The organism is Kitasatospora sp. NPDC092948 (assembly GCF_044754805.1).
Lineage (GTDB): Bacteria > Actinomycetota > Actinomycetes > Streptomycetales > Streptomycetaceae > Kitasatospora.
In genome coordinates, this window is sequence record NZ_JBIVPU010000008.1 from 76317 (window position 1) to 99979 (window position 23663).

Genomic DNA, 23663 nt, shown 5'->3' on the forward strand with positions numbered 1-23663 from the left:
CAGGCCCGATCGGCCCTGATCAGGCCCGGTCGAACGGGGCGCGGGGTCCGAAGGCGAGGCGGGCGAAGTGCTCGCCGATCCGGCGGTGGGCGGCCGCGTCCGGGTGGAGCCCGTCCGGCAGCGGGAGCTCGGCGTACTCGCGTTCGCCGTACAGCTCGCGGCCGTCCAGGTAGTGCAGGTACGGATCGGCCATCGCCCGCAGGCCGACGATCCGGGCCAGCTCGTCCCGGATCACGGTGAGCGTCAGCCGGCCGGCCGCGCACTCGGCCGGGTCGCCGGTGGCGCGGAACCGCAGCGACCCGCCGGAGAAGTCCGGCATCAGCGGGCCCGGGGTGTCCTCGTGCAGCGGGCACAGCACGGGCGAGACCACCAGCAGCGGGGTGTGCGGATGCCCCTCGCGCACGGTGTCCAGGAAGCCGTGCACCGCCGGGCCGAACGCGCGCAGCCGCATCGCGTCGCTGTTCACCAGATTGATGCCGATCTTCACGCTGATCAGGTCCGCCCGGGCGTCGCGGATCGTCCGGGCCGTGAACGGGTCGAGCAGCGCGCCGCCGCCGAAACCCAGATTGACCAGCTCCACGCCGCCGCGCGCCGCCGCGACGGCCGGCCACGTCCCGGTCGGGTGGGCCGCGTTGGAGCCGTGGCTGATCGAACTGCCGTGGTGCAGCCAGACCCGGCGCCCGCGCTCCGGCAGCGGCTCGACCGGGGCGTCGGTGCGCAGCGCGACCAGCTCGGTGACCTCGGTGTGCGGCAGCCAGATCTCCACGTCCTTGGCCCGCCCCGGCAGCCCCTCGAACCGGGCGGTGCCGGGCGGCCCCTCGGTCAGCTCGGCCGCCTGCGTCACCAGGTCCGTCACCGTGCGCAGGTTCCCGCCCGCCACCGTCGCCTGCGCCGTCAGCCGCCCGTCGACCAGCAGGTCGTACACGCCGTCGGCCGGCGCCGGGAACCCCCGGTAGGCCCGCCGGGTCGGCAGCGCCTCCAACTCGATCCGGGTGGCCGCCGTCCGGAACGCCACCCGCACCCCGGACGGCTGCGCCTCGGCGACGGCGAGCTGCCGGTCCGGCAGCTGCCGCCGGGCCTGCGCCGGCAGGCGGTGCGGCAGCAGGCCGTGCGCCGTCACCTCCACATCGAGGTGGCCGCGCAGCAGCTGTGCGGTGACGGGGGTGGTGATCCAGTCCGGTGCGGTGCTCGATGCCATGACGTCTCCCTCATTTCCCTACGTGCATCATGCATCTTCCTAAATGGGTTAGGCAAGTGGCGGTGAGCTATCGGATATCCGTCTGCGGCGGTGGGCGGGGACGGGGTGTGTCCGACCCGGCGGCACCCCGGCTGCGGGGCCCCGGGATACTGCCCGAATGACAGACGATCTGACGGTCCGACCGGCTGCTCCGGGGGATCAGGGCCGGAGGCTGCGGCGGGACGTGTCCGGGCCCGCACTGCTGGCCGGGCTGGTGTGCGTCGCGGTGTCGTTCTCCGGGCCGCTGGTGGTGGTGCTCGCGGCGGCCGCCGCCGGGCGGCTGGACGGCGCGCACACCGCGTCCTGGATCTGGGCGGTGGCGATCGGCAGCGGCGTCACCGGCTTCGCGCTGAGCTGGTGGACCCGCACCCCCGTGGTCACCGCCTGGTCCACGCCCGGCGCGGCGCTGCTGGTCACCAGCCTCGGCCACTACCCGTACCGGGAGGCCGTCGGCGCGTACCTGGTCAGCGCCGTCGCCGTCACCCTCTTCGGCATCACCGGCTGGTTCGGCCGGCTGATCGCCGCCGTCCCCGACGGCATCGTCCACGCCATGCTGGCCGGCATCCTGTTCTCCTTCGGCGCCGGCATCTTCGGCGCGGTGCACGGCGCGCCCGTCCTGGTCGTCGGCAGCTTCGCCGCCTTCCTGCTCGCCAAGCGCCTCGCGCCGCGCTACGCCGTGGTGATCGCCCTGGTCGCGGGCGCGGTGCTGGCCGCCGCGACCGTCGGGCTGCGGCTGCACCCCGGCAGCGGCGGCCCGACCGTGCCGGTGTTCACCGCCCCCGCGTTCTCCTGGGCCGCCCTGATCGGCCTGGCGCTGCCGCTGACCATCGTCGCCCTCGCCTCGCAGAACGCCCCCGGGCTCGGCGTGATGCGGGCCTTCGGCTACCGCCCCGACGACCGCCTGCTGATCGGCGCCACCGGCGGGGCCTCCGTCCTGCTCGCCCCGTTCGGCTCGCCCGGCGTCAACCTGGCCGCCATCACCGCCGCGATCTGCTCCGGCCCGGAGGCCCACCCCGACCCGCGCCGCCGCTACATCGCCGGGATGTCCTCCGGCGCGCTGTACGTCCTCGTCGGCAGCTTCAGCGGCGTCCTGGTCGGCCTCTTCACCGGCCTCCCCAAGGAGTTGATCGCCGTGATCGCCGGCGTCGCCCTGCTCGCCTCGCTCCAGAACAGCCTGGCCGCCGCCCTCGCCGACGCGGCCGGCCGCGACGCCGCCGTGGTGACCCTGCTCGCCACGGCCTCCGGCACCACGCTGTTCGGCATCGGCTCCGCCTTCTGGGGCCTGCTGTTCGGCCTCGCCACCCACGCGGTCCTCACCGCGCGCCGGACGTCGACGGGCCCCGGCCCGCACCGCACGGACGGAGCGTGATCGAATGGCACGGCCGTCGTCGACAGCGGTCCCCGGACCGGGGCCGAAAGCCCGGGAGGGGCCATGGGAATCGAGCTGGAACTGCACGCGGAGCGGCCCGGACGGAGGAAGAAGGGCGCCCCGGACACCCCGCTGCGGGCGTCGTACAAGCACGGCGAAGGGCTGGCGTCGGCGCTGAGCGGCCTCGACCTGCACCACTCCGGTGTGCTCGGGCGGGTCGACCCGTACCGGGACACCGCGATCAACGAGCAGGAGGCCGAGCTGGCCGGCCGGCAGATCGTGGCGCTGATCGAGCGCTGCCCCACCGGGCCCGAGAGGGCGGCGCTGCTCGACCTCGCCGCGATGCTCGAAGCGTGTGCGACGACGCCGGGCAGCTACCTGGTGTTCATCGGGGACTGACCGCGAAGGGCGGCGGTGTCAGTCGGACTTGGCGACCTTGAGGACCTTGCCCGTCGCGCCGGTGGTGAGGTAGCCGCCGCCACCGTGGTCGTCCGACAGGTAGTAGCGCAGGGTGATCTCGTCGGCGAACCAGCCGTAGTCGACGATCAGGTAGCGGGCCGTGGGTGCGGCGACGGCCAGTTCGGTCCGGGCCCTGGCGAGGCCGGACGGGAGCAGGCTCCAGTCGATCCGGGACAGGTCCACGGGCTTCTCGGCGGTGCCGAGGGTGCCGCCGGTCGTCCGGGTGACCTTGCCGTCGCGAACGGTGAGGCTGTCGTAGTGCCGGGGGTTGTCCTTGGTGACCACCTTGGCCGTGGCGAACTCCGGGCGGATCACCAGCTGGGTGACGGCCGCGTTGTCGGTGGCCGCACCGATCGCCGCGACCACGCCCTGCGCGCCGTCCGGGGTGAACAGATCGGCGGTGACCGCCTTCGGGACGGTGCCTCCCGAGGTGGGGACGGGCTGCGCGGTGGGGCCTCCCGAGGTGGGGACGGTCTGCGGGGCGGGCCCGGCGGCGGGTTGGCGGTCGGCGGGGCGCAGCGCGCCGTTGAGGGACCAGCCGAGCAGGCCGAGCACCGCGACGCCCGCCACCGCTGCGGCGAGCAGCGGCACCCGGCCGCGGCGGACCGTCAACTCCCGGGTGGGGGCGTTCAGTTCGGTGGGCGACCAGCCGGCGGGGAGGTCCTGCCGGGTCGGGGCGAACGCGCCGCCGCCGAGGGTGCCGTCGACGCCCTGCTCGGCGGCGGCGAACAGGCGGTCGAGCCGGTCGGGGCCGGGGCGGTCGGCCGGGTCGCGGGCCAGCAGCGCGGTGAGGGTGGCGCCGAGCGGGCCGGACCGCAGCGGCGGCGGGAGCGGTTCGTCCAGGACGGCCGCCAGGGTGGCGATGCTGGTGGCGCGGCGCAGCGGATGGTGGCCCTCGACGGCGACGTACAGCGTCATGCCGAGCGACCACAGGTCGGAGGCCGGGTCGCCCTCGCGGCCGCGGATCCGCTCGGGGGCGATGAACTCGGGCGAGCCGATCAGTGCGCCGGTCGCCGTCAGAGCGGTGGACTCGCTGAGCGCGGCGATGCCGAAATCGGTGAGCACCGGGGTGCCGTCGGCGCGCAGCAGGATGTTGCCGGGCTTGACGTCCCGGTGCTGGATGCCCGCGGCGTGTGCGGCCCGCAGGGCGGAGAGCACGCCGCGGCCGATCCGGGCCGCCTCCTGCGGGGAGAGCGCGCCGCGGGCCAGCCGGTCCTGCAACGAGCCGCCGGCGACCAGCTCCATCACCAGCCAGGGGTGCGGGAGTTCCGGCGTGTCCACGATGTGATGGATGGTCACCACGTGCGGATGCTGGAGCCTGGCCAGCGCCCGGGCCTCGCGCAGCACCCGTTCACGCAGCTCGAACGCCGCGGCCGGGTCGGCGGCGAGCATCGCCGGATCCGGCGGCCGGACCTCCTTCAGCGCGACCTCGCGCTCCAGCACGGTGTCCCGGGCCCGCCACACCAGCCCCATCCCGCCGCCACCGAGCCGCCCCAGCAACTCGAAACGCCCATCGACGAGTTGGGCGCCCGCGCCTCCTGTCATCATGGCGGTCATCGTAGGGGCAGGCGCGGACAGCCCCCGCACCGGACCTGCTACTTCCGGTGCCGGTGGAGGAGGTGGCGCCGGTGGGCGGGAGCCTCCTCCTCGGCCGGCCAGTCGTGCGTCACGGTCGGCGGACGGCCCTCCAGGCGGTGGGCCTCGCGGGGCACGCTGCGCACCGTGTGAATGGGCGCGGGCTCACCGCTCGGCCAGTCGTGCGGAACGGTCGGCGGACGGCCCTCGGCCCGGTACTCCTCGTGCTGCTCCGCGTACTCCTCGGTGCGGGCCGCCGCGCGCCGCTCCTCGCCCTCCCGGTCCGGCCCGGGCATCCCGCCCGCGCCGTGCTGCGCCATCTCGTCCATGGCCCCGGCTCCCTTCTCGCCGCCGGACTCCTTCAACCCGGCGCATGCCCGGTCGGGCGGCGTTCAATCATGCCGGCCCGGCCTGAGCTGCGGCGATGCCGAGAACGTCGTACAGGTGCTCCCCGGTGCCCGGCCCGGCCGTTGGTTGTAGCAGCGGCGAAGGGCGGTGGGCGGGCGGTTGTCCGCATTCGAAGGGGGGACGGACGGGATCAGGACACGTGCGCAGGGGGTGTACGCCGCGGCGCGGGCGACGGGTCTGTCCGGCCAGGACCGGGCCGTTCGGCGGCAAAGTTTACCGACTTGTGTCCATGACAACACGTCAAAGATGTGGACCACGAACGGCTGCTTCCGTAGGTTCGGTGCCTCCCGGTGACCGGGCGATCGCCGAACTCCCCCGAGGGCCCGGCGACTTGCCGCGATCACGCCGAGTCCTGCGATGCGGAGGAACCATGCGTGCCACCCGTAGGAACCTGAGGATGCTGGCGGGCGTCCCGCTGGCCGCGGCCGCCCTGGTCGCACTGGGTGCCGGCTCCGCCGGCGCCGCGATACCGATCAACACGCCGATGAGCGGCATGGCCACCTACTTCACCGACACCGGCTACGGCGCCTGCGGCACCCAGATCAACGCCGGCACCCAGCTGCTGGTGGCCGTCCCCGCCACCTGGTGGACCACCGCCAACCCGAACAACGACCCGCTCTGCAAGGGCATTTCGGTGAAGGTGACGTACCAGGGCAAGACCCTCACCCTGCCGGTCAAGGACCAGTGCCCGTCCTGCGCCTCCACCCACCTGGACCTCAGCCAGCCCGCGTTCGCCCAGCTGGCGCCGCTCAGCCAGGGCGTCATCAACGGCATCACCTGGCAGTTCGTGCAGACCACGCTCAGCGGGCAGACCGTCCCCGTGGGCGCTCCCGTCAGCGGCTCGGCCGGCTGACGGAACCGGCCCGGCCGGGCATCCGCACCATGCGGATACCCGGCCGGGAAACGGCAGTTGACCGATGATCAGTCGCCGGTCCGGGCGCGGCGGCGGTCGCCGGCCGCCAGGGCGAGGACCGCCACCACGATCACCACGGCCAGCACCAGACTCACCGGGCCGGTGCCCAGATCCAGGCCGCCGCGCGCCTTGCTGACACCGGCCCAGTCGGCGAAGCACGCGCCGAGCGGCCGGGTGAGGACGTACGCCCACCAGAACGCCAGGACCGGCGGCAGGCGCAGCAGCCGGTGGCCGAGCGCCGGGACGGCGATCAGCGCGGCGAACAGCAGACCGGACGGCAGGTAGCCCCAGCCGAGGGTGGCCGCCGTCAGGTCGCCGACGGCCGTGCCCAGCGCGAACGTCGCCAGCACCGCCGCCCAGTAGTAGACCTCCCGGCGCCCGCCGCGCACCGTCTCCACCGCGAGCGTCCCCTCGGTGCGGCGCCACAGCCAGAACACCGCCGCCAGCGCCACCGTGAACGCCCCCGCCGAGACCGCGTACGGGATGCCCAGCGCCACGTGCGCCACATCGGCGGCCATCGTGCCGAACACGCTGACCATCACCACCGCCGCCCAGTACACGGCGGGCCGGTAGCGGCCGGCCCGGGCCTGGGCGAACAGCGCCGCCGCGAGCAGCACCGTCGCACCCGCCACCGCCGGGATCGGCCCGAGGGTGCGCGCCAGGTAGTCGGAGGTGGTCTCGCCCATGCCGGTGGTGAGCACCTTCACCACCCAGAAGCCGGCCGTCACCTGCGGCACCTTGCTCCACAGCGGCGCGGGGCGCTGCCCGCCCCGCGATCCGGTCCCGGTCATCGTCGTCGTGGCGCCCACAGCGGCGGCACTCCTCTCGGTGGCGCGGCCGGGCCGCGCGGGGTCGCGTCGGTGGCCGGGCCGGGCGGCGACGGGGCCGGGCGGCAACAGGGCCGGTCAGCAGCATGGCCGGGCCGAGCTGAAGGGATGCTGAAGACCTGAAGACCCCTTCAGCCTCCCGTCCGGCGGACCTGCGAGGCTGAGGGCATGCGCGTACTGGTGGTGGAGGACGAACAGCGGCTCGCCCTGGCGGTCAAACACGGTCTGGAGGCCCAGGGGTTCGACGTCGACATCGTCCACGACGGCCTGACCGGCCTGGCCCGGGCGACCGAGCACTCCTACGACGTGATCATCCTCGACATCATGCTGCCGGGCCTGAACGGCTACCGGGTCTGCGCCCGGCTGCGGGCCGCCGGCAGCGACGCCGGCATCCTGATGCTCACCGCCAAGGACGGCGAGTGGGACGAGGCGGAAGCGCTCGACACCGGCGCCGACGACTACCTGTCCAAGCCGTTCTCGTTCGTGGTGCTGGTCGCCCGCCTGCGCGCCCTCGCCCGCCGGATCGGCAGCCGCGCCCCGCAGCGCACCGTCCTCGGCGACCTGGTCGTCGACTCCGCCGCCCGCACCTGCACCCGGGCCGGCACCCCCGTCGCCCTGACGCCCCGCGAGTTCGCCCTGCTCGACCACCTCGCCCGGCGGCCCGGCGAGGCCGTCTCCAAACGGGAGATCCTCGAACACGTCTGGGACAGCGGGCCGGACAGCGACCCCAACACCGTCGAGGTGCACATCAGCGCGCTGCGCCGGAAGATCGACGCCCCGTTCGGCCGGGCCGCGGTGCAGACCGTGCGCGGCGCGGGCTACCGGCTGGCGGCCGACGGTGGCTGACCCGGCCGCCCCACCGGAGCGGGCTGCCCCACCGGACCGGGCTGCGCACGGGCCGCGCCGGGCCGCGCAGCGGCTGCGCCGGGCGGCGGCCGCCGCCGTCGCCCGGCTGGCGCCGGGCACCGTCCGCACCCGCACCACGCTCGCGGCCTGCGTCGGCGTCGCCGTCGTGATGGCCGTCGCCTCCGCCGCCGTGCTGCTGGTGCTGCGGGTCAACCTGGAGCACACCGTCGAGGCCGAGGCCGGCGAACAGGCCCGGGCCGTCGCCCGGCTCGCCGAGGACGGCCGGCTGCCCGGGCAGGTGACGCTCGGCCAGGGCACCGACTTCGTCCAGGTCACCGACGCCGACGGACGGGTCCTCGCGGCCAGCCCCAACCTGGCCGGCCGCCCCGCGCTGCCCGCCACCGGCGACCGGGCCCGCAGCTTCGACCTGCGCGCCCACGGGCTGGAGCACCGCCAGCGCGTCACCGTCGTCACCGCGGCCACGCCCACCGGGCCCGTCACCGTCCGGGTCGGGGCGTCCCTGCACACCGCCGACACCGCCGAGGACCTCACCACCGTCGCCCTCGGCGTGCTCAGCGCCGTCCTGGTCGCCACCGTCGGCCTGCTCACCTGGCGGGCCACCGGCCGGGCCCTGCGGCCCGTCGAGGCGATCCGCGCCGAAGTCGCCGCGATCGGCGAGGGCGGCCTGGGACGCCGCGTCCCCGAACCCGGCAGCGACGACGAGATCGCCGGCCTGGCCCACACCATGAACGGCATGCTCGACCGCCTGGAGGCGGCCGGCACCCGCCAGCGCCGCTTCATCGCCGACGCCTCGCACGAACTGCGCAGCCCACTGGCCGTGCTGCGCACCCAACTGGAGGTCGCGCACACCCACCCCGACCCCGACGTCCGGGCCGCCATGGTGGCCGGCGCGCTTCAGGACACCGACCGGCTCCAGTCCCTCGCCACCGACCTGCTGCTGCTGGCCCGCCTCGACACCACCGCCGGACCCGGCCCCGTCCAGCCCGTCGACCTCGCCGAACTCCTCCGCGACACCGTCGCCGGCCGCGGCCCGCAGCCCCACCCCGTCGACCTCGACGCCCCCGACGGCGCCGGGACGGTGGACGGCAACCCGCTGTGGCTCGGCCGGCTGCTCACCAACCTGCTCGACAACGCGCAACGGCACGCCCGCACCGGCGTCACCGTCCGGCTGCGGACCGACCCCGCCACCGGCGAGGCCGTCGTCGACGTCACCGACGACGGCCCGGGCATCCCGCCGGCCGACCGCGACCGGGTCTTCGAACGCTTCACCCGCCTCGACGACGCCCGCAGCCGCGACGACGGCGGCGCCGGCCTCGGCCTGGCCATCGCCCGCGACATCGCCACCCTGCACGGCGGCACCCTGCGGATCGAGGCGACCGCCTCCGGCACCACCTTCCGCACCCGGCTGCCGGCCGACGGCCCGCCCCCGCCGGGCCGCTGACGCCGGCGGAGCACCTGCGCGAGGCCGCCGACGCCGGCGGACGGAGCACCCGCGCACCCCACTGGTCGTCGGCGTCCGCGTCCCGGTTCCCGAGCGGCCGGTGTGACGGTCGTCATACCCGTTCGGGTGGGCGAAAGGTGGGGGAGGGCCGCGTCCGGCGGGTGTGAAGGATGCAACGATGAGCACGTCATGGAGGCAGGGCGAGTGGTACGGGCCGGCCGGGCCGCGGTGTTCGCGGCCGGGTGCGTGCTGCTCGCTGCCGTCGCGCACGTGCTGATGTCCGGCCGTCCGGTGGCCGCTCCGGTGCTGGCCGCCGCGTTCGGCGGCACCGCCGGGCTGGCCTGGCTGACGGCGCGCCGCGAGCGCGGACCGCTGCTGGTCACCGCGCTGACCGTCGGCGTCCAGGCCGCGCTGCACACGCTGTTCTCGCTCGGCCAGGCCACGACGGCGGCCGCCGCCGCTCCCGTCCCGGAGGGGTTCGCCGCCCGGTGGGCGCGCCTGCTGCTGTGCAACGGCGGGCCGCTCACCGACGAACAGGCCGCCCGCCTGGTCGAAGCCGCCGGCCTCGACCCGGGCATGCTCCCCGGCGGCGGAACGGCGGCCGGGCCCGCCGACCCGCACGCGATGCCCGGCATGGCGCACCACGCTATGGCGATGACCGGGCAGCACGGCGGCGCGGGCATGCTCGCCGCCCACCTGCTGGCCGCGCTGCTGCTCGGCCTGTGGCTGGCGGCCGGCGAACGCGCCGTGCACGGGCTGGCCCGGACCGTCGCCGCCCGCCTGTTCGCCCCCGTCCTGCTGCTGCTCGGCGCCGCCCGGCCCGCCCGGGCGCCGCTGCGCCCGCGCCGCCCCCGCGCCGGGGCCCGTCGCCCCCGGTCGCGGCTGCTCGTCCACTCCCTCGCCACTCGGGGACCGCCGGCGCCGACCGCCGTCGCCTGACGGCCCGTCACACCCGGGGAGCCGCCCCACCCGCCACCGCACGCCCGCCGGGCGGACGGTGCGGATCGGCGCGCGCCCCCGGACCGGCCTCGCGGCCCGACCCGGCCGCATCCGCTTTCCGAGCAAGGACACCCGGCGATGACTCCCGCCCTTCTCCCGTCACGTACCGTCACCGGACGGACACGGCCCGACGATCCCGCCGTCACCGCCTGGGCGCTCGCCGCCCGGGGCGGCGACCCGGCCGCCGTGGAACGGTTCGTCCGCGCCACCCGCCCCGACGTCCGACGGTTCGTCACCCACCTCAGCGGCGAACCCCAGGCCGCCGACGACCTCACCCAGGACACCTACCTGCGGGCGCTGCGCAGCCTGCCCCGGTTCGAGGGCCGCTCCTCGGCCCGCACCTGGCTGCTGTCCATCGCCCGCCGCACCGTCGTCGACCGGTACCGGTTCGCCGCCCGCCGCCCCCGCCTGTTCGACACCGACGACTGGCAGAGCGCCGCCGAACAGGCCCAGTCCCACTGCCTGCCCGGCTTCGACGAGGGCATCGCCCTCGGCGACCTGCTCGACGCCCTGCCCGCCGAACGTCGCGACGCCTTCGTCCTCACCGCCGTCCTCGGCCTCCCCTACGAGGAGGTCGCCGAACTCACCGGCTGCCCCATCGGCACCGTCCGCTCCCGGGTCAACCGGGCCCGCGCCGTGCTGATCCGCAAACTCGCCGACGCCGAACACGCCGACCGCGCGATGCTCGACTGCGCGGCCTGACCGACACCGCGCCGAGGGGCCGCTGCGGCGTCCCCTCCGCGCGGCCCCACCGGCACCCGGCCCGCGCCTTCGCGGTCCGGCAGGCACGTCCGGCGGCCACCCGGACGCCCGACCTGCCCCGTCGTCATCGGCGCGTCGACGGTGCGGCGCGCCCGGTTCCCGGGTCCACCCGAAGGGGGCACCGGGCCGCGTGTCCCCGTGCTCCGGCCGGCCGAAGTGCGCTGTCGTGGATCCGCATTGCCGATCACATGGATGGGAGTACGCATGTCCAGCACCACCGTCACCACCGTCTTCGCCGTCGAGGGAATGAGCTGCGGCCACTGCGAGCGCACCGTCACCGCCGCCCTCGCCGCCCTGCCCGGCGTCGACGACGTCGTCGCGGACGCCCGCGAGGGACGGGTCACCGTCAGCGGAGAGGTCGACGAGAACGAGGTCCGCGCCGCGGTGGACCGCGCCGGGTTCACCTTCGCCGGACGGATCTGAACCGGGCCCGCCCGAACCGGAGCCGCCGGAAACCCGGGCCCGGGCGGGTGCGACCGCCGCACCGCGAGCGGCCACCCGCCCGGGCCGGCCCGCCCGGGCAGGCCACGCCCCGCCGCCCACCGCGCCCGGCCGGGGCGCCCGCGGTGCGCCGCGGACCGGAGTGATTGCCGCGCCACGGCTCCGGGACGGCTGTGCTCGCCGGCCCGGTGCCGATGTTCGACGAGATGCGGCGAACGCGAGTGCGACGTTGCGCATTGGGGCTATGTTCCGGATGTGACCGAGACGATCATTGACTTCACGCGGGAGGCGTTCGCCCAGCCGGACGAGTTCACCTCCTCGCCGCTCTACCGCGCGCTCAGCCGCACCGTCGCCGCCGAGGAAGAGCTCCTCGCCCTGGCAGCGCGGGGCCGGGCCGGGCAGTACCCGACCTTCCTGTTCTTCGGCGCGGTCCACCATCTGCTGCTGGCCGGCGTGGACCATCCGCTGGCCCGGTACTACCCCTCGGTGGCGGGCCCGGACGCGCTGGTCCCCGACGAGGCAGTCGGGGGCGCGCTGCTGGACTTCTGCCGACGCCACGAGGCCGAACTGACCGAGTTGATCAGCAGCCGACTCGTACAGACCAACCAGGTGCAGCGAGCCCTCGGCCTGCGCATCGGGCTGGCCGAGATCGCGCGTCACACCGACGCCCCGGTCCACCTGATCGAGGTCGGCACCAGCGCCGGGCTGAACCTGCGCTTCGACCGGTACGGCTATCGCCTGGGGGGCCGCAACTACGGCGACCCGGTCTCGCCGGTGCAGCTGGTCGCCTCGCTGCACGGCCCGGACACGCTGCCGGACCTGGACGCGCTGCCCGTGCTGGCGAGCGTGTGCGGGGTGGACCTGAACCCGGTGGACGTGCGTGCCGAGGCGGACCGCCGCTGGCTGGAAGCGCTGGTGTGGCCGGAGAACCTGGACCAGCGCAGGCTGTTGACCGCTGCGCTCGGCGTCATCGCCGCGGACCCGCCGCGGGTGCTGCGCGGCGACGCGGTCGACGTGCTGCCCGCGCTGGCGGCGGAACTGCCGCCGGGCGAGCCGCGGGTGGTGTTCCACTCCGCGACCCGGATGCATGTGCCGCTGGGGCGGCGGGCCGCCTTCGATGCGGCGATCGCCGCGGTCGGCACGGCCGGCCCGCTGTGGTGGCTCTGCGTCGAAGACGGGCCCGACCCCGATCCCCGGCCTGCGGCCTCGCGCCGCGACCGCATCGGCGCCGCACTGCGCCTACGCGGGCCGGACGGGGACGACCGCACCCTCGCGGTGGTCGAGGGCCACCTGCGCTGGGTCGAGACGTTCTAGTGGCTCCGCCCGACAGGTCGGCCTGGCAACCGATCGGCCGCTGGTAGTCCGTCAGGCTGCGGCGCGCGATCGTGGTGCTGATGTCGGCGCAGGGCCAAGCGGTGCGGGACATCACCTCGTTGCTGCACGTCGGCGAGGACTGTGTACGCGATGTCACCCACGCGTTCAACGGGCGGGGGCTCGACGCGCCGGACCCGAAATGGAGCCACCCATCCGCGCCTGGACCGAGTGCCCGGCCGGAGCCGCGTAGCAAGCCACGGCTGAGGGTGCTCAGATGTGCAGTTCGGGCGGGAAACCGGTCCAGCGCAGCTCGGCAGGCAGATGCCGCATGTCGTTGTGGAAGAGGACGGAGGACGGCCGGCCGGGCGCGTATCGGACAACCGTCAGGGCGGCGTTGCCGTGGTTGAGGCCGAGCCAGCGCCACTTCGGGGCGTCCATGGCATGCCGGACGAGCCAGCCGATCAGGAAGTTGTGGGTGACGACCAGTTCGTGCCGAGCCTCCTCGCCGTCCACCGGCCCGGTGAACCGCTCCAGTGCCTGGCGGGCCAGCACCGGGCCGCGCTCACGCTCCTCGGCCGTGAACCGGTCGACGAAGCGGAGCAGGAAGTCGGCGGAGTCCGCCGGTAGTTCGTCCCTCTCCGGCACGTCGGGGACGTAGTCCCCGGCGACTTCCGAGACCTGCAGGGGAATGCCGTTCAGCTGTTCCCCGATCAGGCTCGCGGTCTGCGCCGCCCGGGGCAGTGGGCCGTGGTGAACAGCCGAGAAGGGGACATCACGGAGTCGTTGGCCGAGCAGTACCGCCTGACGGCGGCCCTTCTCTGTCAGCCCGCTCTCGTCCGGCAATGCCTCGCCGTGCCGGACGAGATAGAGGTAGCGGGTGGCCGTTCCAGTCATTCCGAACTCCTTCGCGCCCACTGACGATCTTGTGTGTCGTCCTGAGGTGGACGCTGTCCCCTCCAATCACGGTTCCTGGCAGTCACGGTCAGCACGTCCGCCCGGATCTCTGGGACAGCTCGGTCGACAACCCGCCGGATGATTACTGAGCTCGGCCTTTCAAGGTGACGATTCGTCGGGGCCGTCGGGGGTCGAGGCTTGCCTCAGCGCGGTCTTCGCTCTCGCCGGGCTGGCTGCTCGCTCGGCTCGGCGCGTGTTTCCGACCGCAGGCGGCAGCCGGACCCGGGATAGGCCTGTCCGCGTCGGAGGAGCTCGGTAACCTGATGTGCATGGAATGCTTCGCCTCCGGGCGGATCCGCCGCTGAGGGCTCACTCGCCGCCGATGTTCGCCGCGAGCGAGCCCGTCGATGCCTGTTTCTCCGGTTGTCGACTCCTCAGCGAGAGGCGCATTCCATGATCATTCGCAGCTTCGAGCCGCGTGACCTTCCGCGGCTGACCGAGCTCACCATCGAGACCTTCGGGCCGTTCTACGAAGGCTCCTTCCGGCCCCTGGTCGGCGAGGTCGTCTTCACCCGGCAGCACGGCCGGTGGCGCGAGGACTACCGCACCCTCCTCGCCACACTGCACGCCCCGCAGCACAACAAGCACGTCGCCGTCGCGGACCTCGACGGAGTACTCGCGGGCTACGTGGGCTGGGAGATCGACCCTGCCCACGAACACGGGACCATCGGCATGCTGGCCGTCGACGCACACCACCGCCGCGACCACCTGGGTGCCGAGCTGTGCGAACATGCCTTCAGCCACATGCGGGACCACGGAGCCGTGTACGCCGAAATCGCAACCGGCGGCGACGAGTTCCACGCCCCGGCCAGAGCGCTGTACGAAGGCCTCGGGTGCATCAAGCTGCCCGTGGCCGTGTACTTCCGCGAGTTGTAGCCCGACACCTGATCGAAACGCCGGCCGTGCCACAAAGGCAGGGCCGGCCTTTCAAGGCAGGCGGCAGGTCCGGATCGAGGCCGGTTCCGGCGAGGAAGCCGTCCAGGACGGTGGGCCGGTACGGCAGGCGCTCGAGCCGGTTGCGTACCAGGGCTTCGAGTCGGTCCAGGGCGACGGAGGCGAGACTGACCAGGCCGCGTTCGACATGGGCCCACAACCCCTCGACCGGGTCGAGCCCGGACGAGCAGGCCGGGAGCAGGAAGACCGCCAGCCGGTCCCGAACCAGCACGGGACACCCGGACGCGGTGCGGGGAGAGCATCTTGGCCGGTTCTCGTCTCTCCGGGGCGGCGGGCGGTGGCCGTACGCTCCTTGGCGACGGGGGAGAGCAGTGTGGCTTTCCTCCGCATGCAAATCGGGGGTTCATTTCGCATGCGCGTCATCACCAAGCGTGCCCTGCAGGGCGTCCTCGCGGCGACGCTCGCCGTCGGCGGCCTCGCCGCCACCGGCGGCACCGCCCAGGCGTACGGCAACACCGACTACTGGAGCACCAACGCCACCTACTGGATCGGCGGCAACAACTACACCGGCCGCTGTGTGGACGACTCGTCCGACTCCAGCCTGCCGGACGGCAACCTGCTGCGGGGCTTTCCGTGTTACGCGAACAGCTACAACGGGGGCTGGCAGAAGTGGAAGGTGATCACCTCGGCCAACGGTTACGCCCAGCTCCAGAACGGCGCCACGGGGCTGTGCCTGGACGACTCCAACCGCTCGGACGGCAGTGACTACCTGAGGGGCTTCCCCTGCTACGCCAACAGCTTCAACGGCGGCTGGCAGGGCTGGCGGATCGTCAACCGCACGCGCGCGAACGGCTCCTACGAGCAGGTGCTCCAGAACGGCGCCACCGGCCGCTGCCTGGACGACTCCAACGCCGGGTCCAACGGCGGCGACCTGCTGCGGACCTACCCGTGCAACGGGCTCTCCCAGGACTCCGGCTACCAGGGCTGGGACCTCTACCGGTGAGCTGACCGGCCCCGCGATCCGCGGTGAACGGGCGGAAACGCCCGGGACGTGCGACGTCGCGGCAGGCGCACAAACTCGACGGCCCGGCACCGGAGGTGCCGGGCCGTCGGGCCGGGTGGCGCGGTGCGCCTGCCCGGACGGGCGCCGGGCCGTGGCGGCCGGCCTCCTCGCCACCCGCCGACGGGCCGCCGCGTCGGGGCTTCGGGCGGGCGGTGCGGCAGCCGGTCCGGCCGGGGCGCCGCGCGTCCGCGCACCCGTCCGGCAGCGGGCCGATCGCCATCGGCCTTCGGGCAGCGGCGGTCTGACGGCCGTTCATGGCGAACTCGAGGCCCGGCTGCCATCCTGGTGCGCGCCCGGCGGCCTCCCGCCCCGGGTGGCTGCCGGGCCTGCCGGTCGGAAGGAGATTCTCTCGGTGAGCACGCTCGACGGTCTGCCCGCGCACATATTCCTGGTCCACTTCGTGGTGGTGTTCGTCCCGCTGACCGCGCTCGCGCTGATCGTGTGCGCGCTCAGCCCGGCGGTGGCCCGGCGGGCCGGTCTGCTGCTGCCGGTGCTGGCGTTCGTCACGCTGGCGAGCGTGCCGGTGACCAGCCATGCCGGGGAGTGGCTGGAGGACCACGTCAAGGGCGGTGACCTGGTGCGCAAGCACGCCGAGCTCGGTGACGGCCTGCTGCCGTGGGCGGCCGGGCTGTTCCTGCTGGCGGTGCTGGTCTGGTGGTTCGCCCGCGAGAAGAGCGCCCGTCGGATGTCCACCGCGGTGCGGATCGGCGCCGCCGTGCTGTGTGCCGTGGTGGCGGCCGGCGCGGTCGTCGACGTGTACCGGATCGGCGACTCCGGGGCGAAGGCGGCCTGGCAGGACGCGCTGACCAGCAGTGCCGGGGGCGGCGACAGCCACTGAGGCTCAGGCGCCGGCGTCCGGCCGGGCGGGGAGCAGCGGGCGGTGGCAGGCGACGGTCCGGCCCGGCCCGACCGGGCGGGCGGCGGGGGTTTCGGCCGCGCAGCGGTCGTCGGCCAGTGGGCAGCGGGTGCGGAACCGGCAGCCGGACGGCGGGTCGAGCGGTGACGGCGGGTCGGCCGGCAGCAGGCCGGTCTCGCCGAGCGGGCGGCCCGGTTCGGGCACGGCGGCGAGCAGGGCGGCCGTGTAGGGGTGGGCGGGGGCGGCCAGGACGGCCTCCGTCGGGCCCTGTTCGCAGAGCCGGCCGAGCTGGAGCACCGCGATGTCGTCGCTCACGGCCCGCACCACGCCCAGGTCGTGGGTGATGAAAAGGCTTGCCAGGCCGCGTTCTTCGGTCAGCCGGCGCAGCAGGTTGAGCACGGTGGCCTGGGCGGAGACGTCGAGCGCGGAGACCGCCTCGTCGGCGATCAGCACCCGGGGTTCGGCGGCGAGGGCGCGGGCGACGGCCACCCGCTGGGCCTGGCCGCCGGACAGCTGGTCGGGGCGGCGGTCGCCGAACAGCTCCGGGGCCAGTCCGACCGCCGTCAACTGCTCGTCCACGACGGCGAGTCGGTCGCGTCCGCGGAGCAGGGCCGGGTGGGCGTCGAGCGGTTCGGCGACCAGGTCGCGGACGGTGCGGCGCGGGTTGAGCGAGGACAGCGGGTCCTGGAACACCAGCTGCAACCGGGGCCGCAGCGCCCGCAGTTGACGAGCCGTCAGAGCGGAGAGATCGGTGCCGTCGAGGGTGACGGTGCCGGCCGTCGGCGGGGGCAGCCGGAGCAGGGCCTTGGCGATGCTGCTCTTCCCGGAGCCGGACTCGCCGACCAGGGCGAGGGTGCGCCGCTCACGCAGGACCAGGTCGACGCCGCTGACGGCGTGCAGCGGGCCGGAGCGGGTGCGGTGGACGACCTCCAGGCCGGTTGCCCGCAGGACGGCGGGGGAGGGTGCGGTGTCGGTGGGCGTGGCGCTCACGGGGTGCGCTCCAGGGCGGTCGGCGAGGCCTCGGCGGCCCCGGCGGTGAGAGGGAAGTGGCAGGACGCCGTGTGGGCGGGACCGGCCTCGTGGACGGGCGGGGCGGCGGTGGTGCAGAGGGACTCGGCGCGTTCGCAGCGCGGGGCGAACGGGCAGCCCGCGAGGGGCTCGGACAGGTCGGGCGGCGAGCCGGGAATGGCCGGCAGCACCCGGCGCAGCGGGCCGGTGACGCGCGGCACCGAGCGCAGCAGTGCGGCCGTGTAGGGGTGGGCGGGGCGTTCGGTGACCTGTTCGGTGGGGCCGGTCTCGACCACCCGGCCGCCGTACATGACGGCGATCCGCCGCGCCCGGCCGTACAGCAGGCCGATGTCGTGGGTGATCAGCAGGGTGGCCAGGCCGCGGGTGGCGCGGTGACGGTCCAGCAGGTCGAGCACGGTGCGCTGGACGGTGACGTCCAGGGCGGTGGTGGGTTCGTCGGCGAGCAGCAGGACGGGATCGCCGGCCAGCGCGGCGGCGATGCCGACCCGCTGGCGCAGGCCGCCGGAGAGTTCGTGCGGGTAGGCGCGGGCCCGGCGGGCCGGGTCGGGGACGTCGACGGCGGCGAGCAACTCGGCTGCGGTGCGCAGGCGTTCGCGGCGCGGCAGGCGGCGGCGGTTGGTGAGGGACTCGGTGACCTGGTCGGCGATCCGCACCACCGGGTTGAGCGAGGTCATCGGGTCCTGGTGGACCATGGCGATGCCGGTGCCGAGCAGGTCGGCGCGGCGGGCGGGGGTGGCGGCGAGCAGGTCCTCGCCGTTCAGCAGCACCTGCCCGGTGGACTCGGCGCGGGTGGTGCGGGCGTGCACGCCGAGCACGGTGCGGGCGAGGACGGACTTGCCGGAGCCGGACTCGCCGACCACGCCGAGGCACTCCCCGGCGTCGATGTGCAGGCTGACGTCGTGCAGGATGTGCAGCCGCCGGCCGTCGGGCGCGTGGATGACCGTGTCGAGCGAGCGGACGTCCAGGACCGGGGTGGTCATCGGTTCACCGTTGCCTTCCGGGAGGGCGAACGCAGGTGCTCGCCGAGGTAGTTGAGGGCGAGGACGGTCAGGCACAGCACGGCCGCCGGGGCGAGTGAGATCCACGGCGCGCTGCCCAGCGTGGTGCGGCCCTCGGCGATGATCCCGCCCCAGGACGGCTGCGGCGGGCGCAGGCCGAAGCCGAGGAAGCTGAGCGAGCCCTCGGCGACGATGGCGACGGTGGTCGCGGTGAAGGCGAAGGTCAGCGCGGCGGGTGCCACGTGCGGCACCACCTCGCGGCGCAGGATCCGCAGCGGCGCGGTGCCGATCATCCGGGCGGCCTGCACGAAGCCGCGCTCGCCGAGCGCGAGGACCACCGCCCGCACCACCCGGGTGAACGCCGGGACGGTGAACAGGCCGATCAGCGAGCCGATCACGGTCAGGCCCGGGCCGCGCAGCGACACCGCGATCATCACCAGGATCAGCGTGGGCACGGACATCAGCAGGTCGGTGGCGAACCCGATGACCTTGTCCACCGGGCCCCGGAACCAGCCCGCGGCCAGGCCCAGCACCCCGCCGCCGAGCAGGCCGACCGCGACGGTCAGCCCGGCGACGGCGAACGAGGCGCGGGCCCCGGCGACGGTGCGTTGCAGCACGTCCCGGCCACCCGCGTCGGTGCCCAGCCAGTGGCCGGGCCCGGGTGCGGCGGACGGCGCGGAGAAGTCGCCGTGCAGCGGGTCGAAGCCGGGCAGCAGCGGCAGCAGCAGCGCCGCGAGCAGCACGACGGCCAACCAGCCGGCCGCGACCAGCACCCCGGTGGGCGGGCGGCGGCGGGCGGTGCGCGCCGGGCGGTCGCCGCCGCTCCCCGCGGGCGCGGCCTGGGCGTTGGCGGTCCCCGCCGTGGCGGCCCGGGCGGTGGCGGCCCGGGTGTCGGCGTCGGCGCTGCCGGCCGTGGCGGCCTGGGAGGTGGAGGTCTCAGCGGTGGCCATGGGCGATCCTCGGGTCGAGCGTGCGGTACAGCAGGTCGACGGTGAGCGTGGCGAGCACCACGCCGACGGCGCAGACCACCATCACCGCCTGGATGACGGGGAAGTCGCGGCCGTTGATGGCGCCCGCGGCGAGCGTGCCGACGCCCGGCACCGCGAACAGCGACTCCACCAGGACCGAGCCGCCCAGCGAGGTGCCGATGCCGATCCCGATCAGGGTGACCAGCGGCAGTGACGAGGGCCGCAGGGCGCGGCGCAGCAGCAGCCGCACGGTGCCCATGCCGCGGCTGCGGGCGGCGGCGATGTGGGTGTGGTCGAGGGTGTCGAGCAGCTGCCCGCGCAGGGTGCGGGTGAACACGGCGGCCTCCGGCAGGCCCAGGGTGAGCGCGGGCAGCACCAGGTGGCGAAGGTTCTCCACCGGGTCCTCGGTGAACGGCACCCAGCCGGTGGCGGGCAGGATCCGCAGCTGCACGGCGGTGAGCCAGATCAGCAGCAGGCCGAGCACGAAACCGGGCACCGCCAGCCAGACGAACGCCCCGGCGGTGGCGATCCGGTCGACCGCGCCGCCCGGCCGCCACGCCGACACCAGCGCCACGGGCACGGCGATCGCGAGCGCCACCAGCTGGGCGGCGACGAACACTTCGAGCGTGACGGGGATGCGGTCGGCGAGTTCGGCGGTGACGGCCGCGCCGTTGGCCAGCGAGTGCCCGAGATCGCCGTGCAGCGCCGCGACGATCCAGTCGAAGGTGGCGGCCGGCACGCTGCGGTCCAGGCCGAGCCCGGCCTCGAACGCGGCGAGCTGCTCGGGCGTCGCGGTGACGCCGAGCGCGGCGACGGCGGGCGAACCCGGCATCAGGTGGGGCAGCGCGAGCGCGGTCACGGCGACCAGCAGCAGCACGGCCGCCGCCCGTCCGGCCCGCGCGGCGAAGCCGAGCAGGGAGGCCGTCACCGCTTCACCCACAGTGCGGCCGGGGAGACGTTGACGACGCTGCGCTTCGACAGGTCGGGCAGGCCGCCGACCTTCGCGGAGGCCGCGAAGCCGGCCTGGTTCTCGGTCAGGAACAGCATCGGGGCGTCCTCGACGATCGTCCTGGACGCCTCGTTGTACGCGGCCGCGCGCTTCGCCGGGTCGAGGTCGGCGCGGCCCTCGGCGATCGCCCGGTCGACCGCCGGGTTCCGGTAGCCGGTGAAGTTGTACGGCGCGTCGGACGGGAACAGGCTGTTCAGCGCGGTGTCGGTGTCGCCGAACATGCTGGTGATGAAGTCCATCACCTGAAACTGACGCTGCATCAGGGCGGTCGCGTTGGCGGCGGGGTCCAGCGGCTTGATGGTCATCCTGATGCCGGCCTCGCCGAGCATCTGCTGGATCACGGTGGCCCGCTGCTGGCCCTCGGGGCGGCTGTCGGAGAGGTACTCGAAGGACAGGTCCGGGTGGCCGGACTCGGCGAGCAGCGCGCGGGCCTTGGCGACGTCCCGGGCCGGGTAGGTGCTCGCGGCGCGGTACGCGGACGCGGAGCCGATCGGGCCGTCGGAGACCCGGCCCTGCCCCAGGTAGGCGATCTTCTCCACGCTGTCGCGGTCGATCGCGTACTGCACGGCCTGCCGCACCCGCGGGTCGTCGAACGGCGCGACCTTCGTGTTGAACAGCATCGTCGAGGTGGAGCTGGGGCCGGTGGCGGTGTGCAGCCCGTCCCCGGCGGCCTGCTTGAGCTGCGCGGGCGTCTCGACCCAGGCCACGTCCGCGTCGCCGGAACGCAGCGACTGGTAGCGGCTGTCGGCGTCCGGCAGCACCCGGTAGACCACCTTGTCGGCGTGCGCCTTGGCACCCCAGTAGGCGGGGTTGCGGGTGACGGTCACCGAGACGCCGGGCTGGACGCTCTCCACGGTGTACGGGCCGGAGCCGATCGCCGGGGCGTCGCCGACCGGGGCCTCGGAGACGTAGCCGAGCGAGCGGGTGAAGAGCGAAGGGAAGGCCGCGTTCGGCGACTTGAGGGTGAAGGCGACCTCGGTGGGGCCGTTCACCGCCATGTCGGAGATGGTCGCGGCGTCCGCGGCGCAGCCGCACTTGGTCTCCGGCTTGGCGAGCCGGTTCACGTGGTCGACCACCGCCCGGCCGTCCAGCGGCTTGCCGTCGCTGAACGTCACGCCCTCGCGCAGCTCCAGCGTCCAGACGGTGGCGTCGGCGTTGGGCGTGAGCGACTTGGCCAGGTAGGGCTTCACCGTGCCGTTGTCGTCGTTGACCATCAGCGGGTCGTACAGCGCGTTGGCCAGGATCATCACGGGCATCTGGGTCAGCGTGCCGTCCGCCGGGTCGAGCCGGGCGAACGGCCGGTCCAGGCCGACCTTCAGCGTGCCGCCGTCCACCGCGGGCCCGTCGCCGCCCTGCGCCGCGCCGCCCGCCACGGCGTCGTCGGACGTCGAGCACGCGCTCGCGCCGAGCGCGATCACGGCGGCGAAGACCGCCGCCGAAAGAGCCTTCCTGTGCCGCTTCATGGGGTTCCTCGGGTTCCTCGAAAGGGGGCAGAGAACCGCCGGTCGTGGGGCCGGCGGGCGGCGTCGCAGCGCCGCCGCCAGCAACACTCCAGAAGTGGCAGTACTGCCAAAAGGCAGAAGTGCAAATTCCACATGGCCAGTTGACGACGGTTCGGAACGTGCCTTGAGGGGCCCCTGCCACCCGTGGTTCTGTACACCCGACGACAACCAGGACGCCCGGCGGCGAACACCGGGCGGCGACCAGGAGCAGGAGACGCATGCAGCCGCAGGGGGACGCAGCCGACACCACGGCCGAGACGGGTCTGCGCGACCGCAAGAAGGCGCGCACCCGGCAGGCGATCCGCGCGGCCGGGCTCGACCTGTACGAGGAACAGGGCTTCGAGAGGACCACCGTCGACCAGATCTGCCGCCGCGCGGACGTCGCCCACCGGACGTTCTTCCGGTACTACGCCAGCAAGGAGGCACTGCTGTTCGGCGTGGACTTCGGCGAGGCCATCCTCGACGAGTTCGCCGCCGCACCCGCCGAACTCGACCTCTGGGACGCCTTCGTGCACGCGGTCGCGCGCACCGACGGCACGCTGGAGGAGCCCAGCGGGACCACCGCGCGCCGACGCGCCCTGCGCCGGCGCTTCATGGGCATCCGCACCGTGCACGAGCACGCCGTGCAGCTGATCGACCGGCTCGTCCAGCGCACCGTGGAGATCGCCGCCGCGCGGCTCGGCGTCGACCCCGACCAGGACCTGCGGCCGCACGCGCTCGGCGCGGTGCTCGGCGCGACGACCCGCCGTCACGTCGTGCACGGGGTGGAGGAGGAAGGGCCGATGGACGCGTGGTGGGACGCCTTCCGCCAGGTGATGCCGCCGGGCCGCGCCGAGGGGAAGTGACCTCAGCGTTCGCGGTAGTGCAGCACGAACCGGGCGCTGCGGCCGTCGATCCGCCGCCGCACGTACAGCGCCGGAGCGCCGTCCGGCGTGCAGCTGACACCCTCGCGGACCAGCAGCGGCGCGCCGACCGGGACGCCGAGCAGCTCGGCGTCCGCCAGGTCCGCGCCGATCGCGCCGAACGCCCGCCAGTCGTACTCCAGTTGCACGCCGCCGGCCCGGGCCAGGTCCGGCACCAGATTGCCGGCCCGGCCCGGCCGCACCAGCTCGGCCGGCAGCGGCCCGAACGGCACCCAGTAGCTGTTCGCCGCGGCCGCCCGGCCGCCCAGCCTGATCACGGTGTCCACCCGGGACAGCTCCGCGAGCGGCCGGCCCAGCTGCTGCGCCGCCTCCCGGTCCTCCGCCGAACCCGTCACCGGCGCTGCGCCCACCACGAACTCCCCGGTCGCACCCGGCGGTTCGCCGCCGATCCCGTCCCCGGGCAGCGCCAGGCTGGTGCTGCCCAGGTCGAAGCGCCGGCTGTGCGGATCCACGTCGATCGACACCCGCAGGGCCGGCCCGCGCACGAACGTGCCCACCCCGCGCCGGATCTCCACCGCCGCCGCCCGCTCCAGCTCCGCCACCGCCTGGCGGACCGTCAGCCGGTTCACCCCGAACTCGGCGCTCAACTCCGGCTCGCTGGGCAGCCGGGCGCCCGCCGGGTACGTCCCGGAGTCGATCCGCTCCTGGAGCCGGCGCGCGAGCGTGCGGTACAGCGGCGTGCCGCTTCGGTCTGCTGCCACGCCGCCGATCCTACGGAGCGCACGCCCGGCGGCGGCCGTTGGCCGGACGTTCACCCGGCCGTCGCTTGCCTCCGGGCCGCCGCAGCAGGTAGACATCTAGACGTCTGGATGTCGTGTCTCCAGAGCGTGCGGCCTTCCCGCACCCCCGACATCC

General features: G+C 74.7%; 24 protein-coding genes and 1 pseudogene. 14 read left to right on the forward strand and 11 right to left on the reverse strand.

Annotated elements, in window-relative coordinates; all coding sequences use genetic code 11:
• Positions 1-19 precede the first annotated feature (19 nt).
• Positions 20-1198 (reverse strand): GDSL-type esterase/lipase family protein, encoded by a 1179-nt coding sequence (locus ACIQF6_RS23275; RefSeq protein ID WP_400897974.1) that lies wholly within the window; start codon positions 1196-1198, stop codon positions 20-22.
• Positions 1199-1355: 157 nt separating this feature from the next.
• Here ACIQF6_RS23275 and ACIQF6_RS23280 point away from each other — a divergent pair, with 157 nt between their 5' ends.
• Positions 1356-2606, forward strand: a complete 1251-nt coding sequence (locus ACIQF6_RS23280; RefSeq protein ID WP_400897976.1) for a benzoate/H(+) symporter BenE family transporter — start codon at positions 1356-1358, stop codon at positions 2604-2606.
• Between the two features lie 63 nt (positions 2607-2669).
• Entirely contained in the window at positions 2670-3005 is a 336-nt protein-coding gene (locus ACIQF6_RS23285) for a hypothetical protein (RefSeq protein ID WP_400897978.1), read from the forward strand.
• An 18-nt stretch (positions 3006-3023) separates the two neighbouring features.
• On the opposite strand, the gene ACIQF6_RS23290 is transcribed toward ACIQF6_RS23285, so the two are convergent.
• Both ACIQF6_RS23290 and ACIQF6_RS23295 read right to left on the reverse strand, forming a co-directional pair.
• Positions 3024-4613, reverse strand: a complete 1590-nt coding sequence (locus ACIQF6_RS23290; protein WP_400897980.1) for a serine/threonine-protein kinase — start codon at positions 4611-4613, stop codon at positions 3024-3026.
• A gap of 47 nt (positions 4614-4660) precedes the next feature.
• On the reverse strand, positions 4661-4969 hold the full coding sequence (locus ACIQF6_RS23295; protein WP_400897982.1) for a hypothetical protein: 309 nt from the start codon (positions 4967-4969) through the stop codon (positions 4661-4663).
• A 449-nt stretch (positions 4970-5418) separates the two neighbouring features.
• On the opposite strand from ACIQF6_RS23295, the gene ACIQF6_RS23300 reads away from it, so the two are divergent.
• Positions 5419-5901 carry a cysteine/serine endopeptidase inhibitor gene (locus ACIQF6_RS23300; protein ID WP_400897984.1) on the forward strand — a complete coding sequence of 161 codons (483 nt, stop codon included), beginning with the start codon at positions 5419-5421 and terminating at the stop codon, positions 5899-5901.
• A gap of 68 nt (positions 5902-5969) precedes the next feature.
• Here the strand turns inward: ACIQF6_RS23300 and ACIQF6_RS23305 are convergent, their stop codons facing one another.
• Positions 5970-6752, reverse strand: coding sequence for a hypothetical protein (locus ACIQF6_RS23305; protein ID WP_400898354.1), 783 nt, complete (start codon positions 6750-6752; stop codon positions 5970-5972).
• A gap of 204 nt (positions 6753-6956) precedes the next feature.
• Between ACIQF6_RS23305 and ACIQF6_RS23310 the strand changes: the two genes are divergently transcribed.
• The 7 genes and pseudogenes from ACIQF6_RS23310 to ACIQF6_RS23340 form a co-directional block, all read left to right on the forward strand.
• Positions 6957-7634 (forward strand): response regulator transcription factor, encoded by a 678-nt coding sequence (locus tag ACIQF6_RS23310; RefSeq protein WP_400897986.1) that lies wholly within the window; start codon positions 6957-6959, stop codon positions 7632-7634.
• Positions 7627-9096 carry an ATP-binding protein gene (locus ACIQF6_RS23315; protein ID WP_400897988.1) on the forward strand — a complete coding sequence of 490 codons (1470 nt, stop codon included), beginning with the start codon at positions 7627-7629 and terminating at the stop codon, positions 9094-9096. Before ACIQF6_RS23310 ends, ACIQF6_RS23315 begins: the two co-directional genes overlap by 8 nt.
• 189 nt (positions 9097-9285) lie before the next feature.
• On the forward strand, positions 9286-10035 hold the full coding sequence (locus ACIQF6_RS23320; RefSeq protein ID WP_400897990.1) for a PE-PGRS family protein: 750 nt from the start codon (positions 9286-9288) through the stop codon (positions 10033-10035).
• A gap of 138 nt (positions 10036-10173) precedes the next feature.
• On the forward strand, positions 10174-10797 hold the full coding sequence (locus ACIQF6_RS23325) for a sigma-70 family RNA polymerase sigma factor (protein WP_400897992.1): 624 nt from the start codon (positions 10174-10176) through the stop codon (positions 10795-10797).
• A 264-nt stretch (positions 10798-11061) separates the two neighbouring features.
• Positions 11062-11280, forward strand: coding sequence for a heavy-metal-associated domain-containing protein (locus tag ACIQF6_RS23330; protein ID WP_400897994.1), 219 nt, complete (start codon positions 11062-11064; stop codon positions 11278-11280).
• Positions 11281-11553: 273 nt separating this feature from the next.
• Positions 11554-12612, forward strand: a complete 1059-nt coding sequence (locus tag ACIQF6_RS23335; protein ID WP_400897996.1) for a DUF2332 domain-containing protein — start codon at positions 11554-11556, stop codon at positions 12610-12612.
• Between the two features lie 56 nt (positions 12613-12668).
• Positions 12669-12788 (forward strand): annotated as a pseudogene (locus ACIQF6_RS23340) (helix-turn-helix domain-containing protein); the annotation flags it as partial.
• A 94-nt stretch (positions 12789-12882) separates the two neighbouring features.
• Here the strand turns inward: ACIQF6_RS23340 and ACIQF6_RS23345 are convergent.
• Positions 12883-13506, reverse strand: coding sequence for a histidine phosphatase family protein (locus tag ACIQF6_RS23345; protein WP_400897998.1), 624 nt, complete (start codon positions 13504-13506; stop codon positions 12883-12885).
• 453 nt (positions 13507-13959) lie between these two features.
• Here ACIQF6_RS23345 and ACIQF6_RS23350 point away from each other — a divergent pair, with 453 nt between their 5' ends.
• From ACIQF6_RS23350 to ACIQF6_RS23360, 3 genes are all read left to right on the forward strand, one after another.
• On the forward strand, positions 13960-14442 hold the full coding sequence (locus tag ACIQF6_RS23350) for a GNAT family N-acetyltransferase (RefSeq protein WP_400898000.1): 483 nt from the start codon (positions 13960-13962) through the stop codon (positions 14440-14442).
• A 430-nt stretch (positions 14443-14872) separates the two neighbouring features.
• Positions 14873-15463, forward strand: a complete 591-nt coding sequence (locus ACIQF6_RS23355; RefSeq protein ID WP_400898002.1) for an RICIN domain-containing protein — start codon at positions 14873-14875, stop codon at positions 15461-15463.
• A 412-nt stretch (positions 15464-15875) separates the two neighbouring features.
• Positions 15876-16361 (forward strand): DUF2231 domain-containing protein, encoded by a 486-nt coding sequence (locus tag ACIQF6_RS23360; RefSeq protein WP_400898004.1) that lies wholly within the window; start codon positions 15876-15878, stop codon positions 16359-16361.
• Positions 16362-16364: 3 nt separating this feature from the next.
• On the opposite strand, the gene ACIQF6_RS23365 is transcribed toward ACIQF6_RS23360, so the two are convergent.
• The 5 genes from ACIQF6_RS23365 to ACIQF6_RS23385 are packed head-to-tail and all read right to left on the reverse strand — an operon-like array spanning position 16365 to position 21846.
• Positions 16365-17369 (reverse strand): ABC transporter ATP-binding protein, encoded by a 1005-nt coding sequence (locus ACIQF6_RS23365; RefSeq protein WP_400898006.1) that lies wholly within the window; start codon positions 17367-17369, stop codon positions 16365-16367.
• On the reverse strand, positions 17366-18388 hold the full coding sequence (locus tag ACIQF6_RS23370) for an ABC transporter ATP-binding protein (RefSeq protein ID WP_400898008.1): 1023 nt from the start codon (positions 18386-18388) through the stop codon (positions 17366-17368). Before ACIQF6_RS23370 ends, ACIQF6_RS23365 begins: the two co-directional genes overlap by 4 nt.
• Positions 18385-19356 (reverse strand): ABC transporter permease, encoded by a 972-nt coding sequence (locus ACIQF6_RS23375; protein WP_400898010.1) that lies wholly within the window; start codon positions 19354-19356, stop codon positions 18385-18387. Before ACIQF6_RS23375 ends, ACIQF6_RS23370 begins: the two co-directional genes overlap by 4 nt.
• Complete coding sequence (locus ACIQF6_RS23380; protein ID WP_400898012.1) at positions 19343-20302, reverse strand: ABC transporter permease; 960 nt, start codon at positions 20300-20302, stop codon at positions 19343-19345. The genes ACIQF6_RS23375 and ACIQF6_RS23380 overlap by 14 nt, the downstream gene beginning before the upstream one ends.
• Positions 20299-21846: an ABC transporter substrate-binding protein gene (locus ACIQF6_RS23385; protein ID WP_400898014.1), complete on the reverse strand. Its 1548-nt coding sequence runs from the start codon at positions 21844-21846 to the stop codon at positions 20299-20301. The genes ACIQF6_RS23380 and ACIQF6_RS23385 overlap by 4 nt, the downstream gene beginning before the upstream one ends.
• 257 nt (positions 21847-22103) lie before the next feature.
• Here ACIQF6_RS23385 and ACIQF6_RS23390 point away from each other — a divergent pair, with 257 nt between their 5' ends.
• A complete protein-coding gene (locus ACIQF6_RS23390) occupies positions 22104-22730 on the forward strand; it encodes a TetR/AcrR family transcriptional regulator (protein ID WP_400898016.1) in 627 nt (208 codons plus the stop codon).
• 2 nt (positions 22731-22732) lie between these two features.
• Here ACIQF6_RS23390 and ACIQF6_RS23395 read toward each other — a convergent pair whose 3' ends face one another.
• Positions 22733-23509 (reverse strand): GntR family transcriptional regulator, encoded by a 777-nt coding sequence (locus ACIQF6_RS23395; RefSeq protein ID WP_400898018.1) that lies wholly within the window; start codon positions 23507-23509, stop codon positions 22733-22735.
• Positions 23510-23663: the final 154 nt, after the last annotated feature.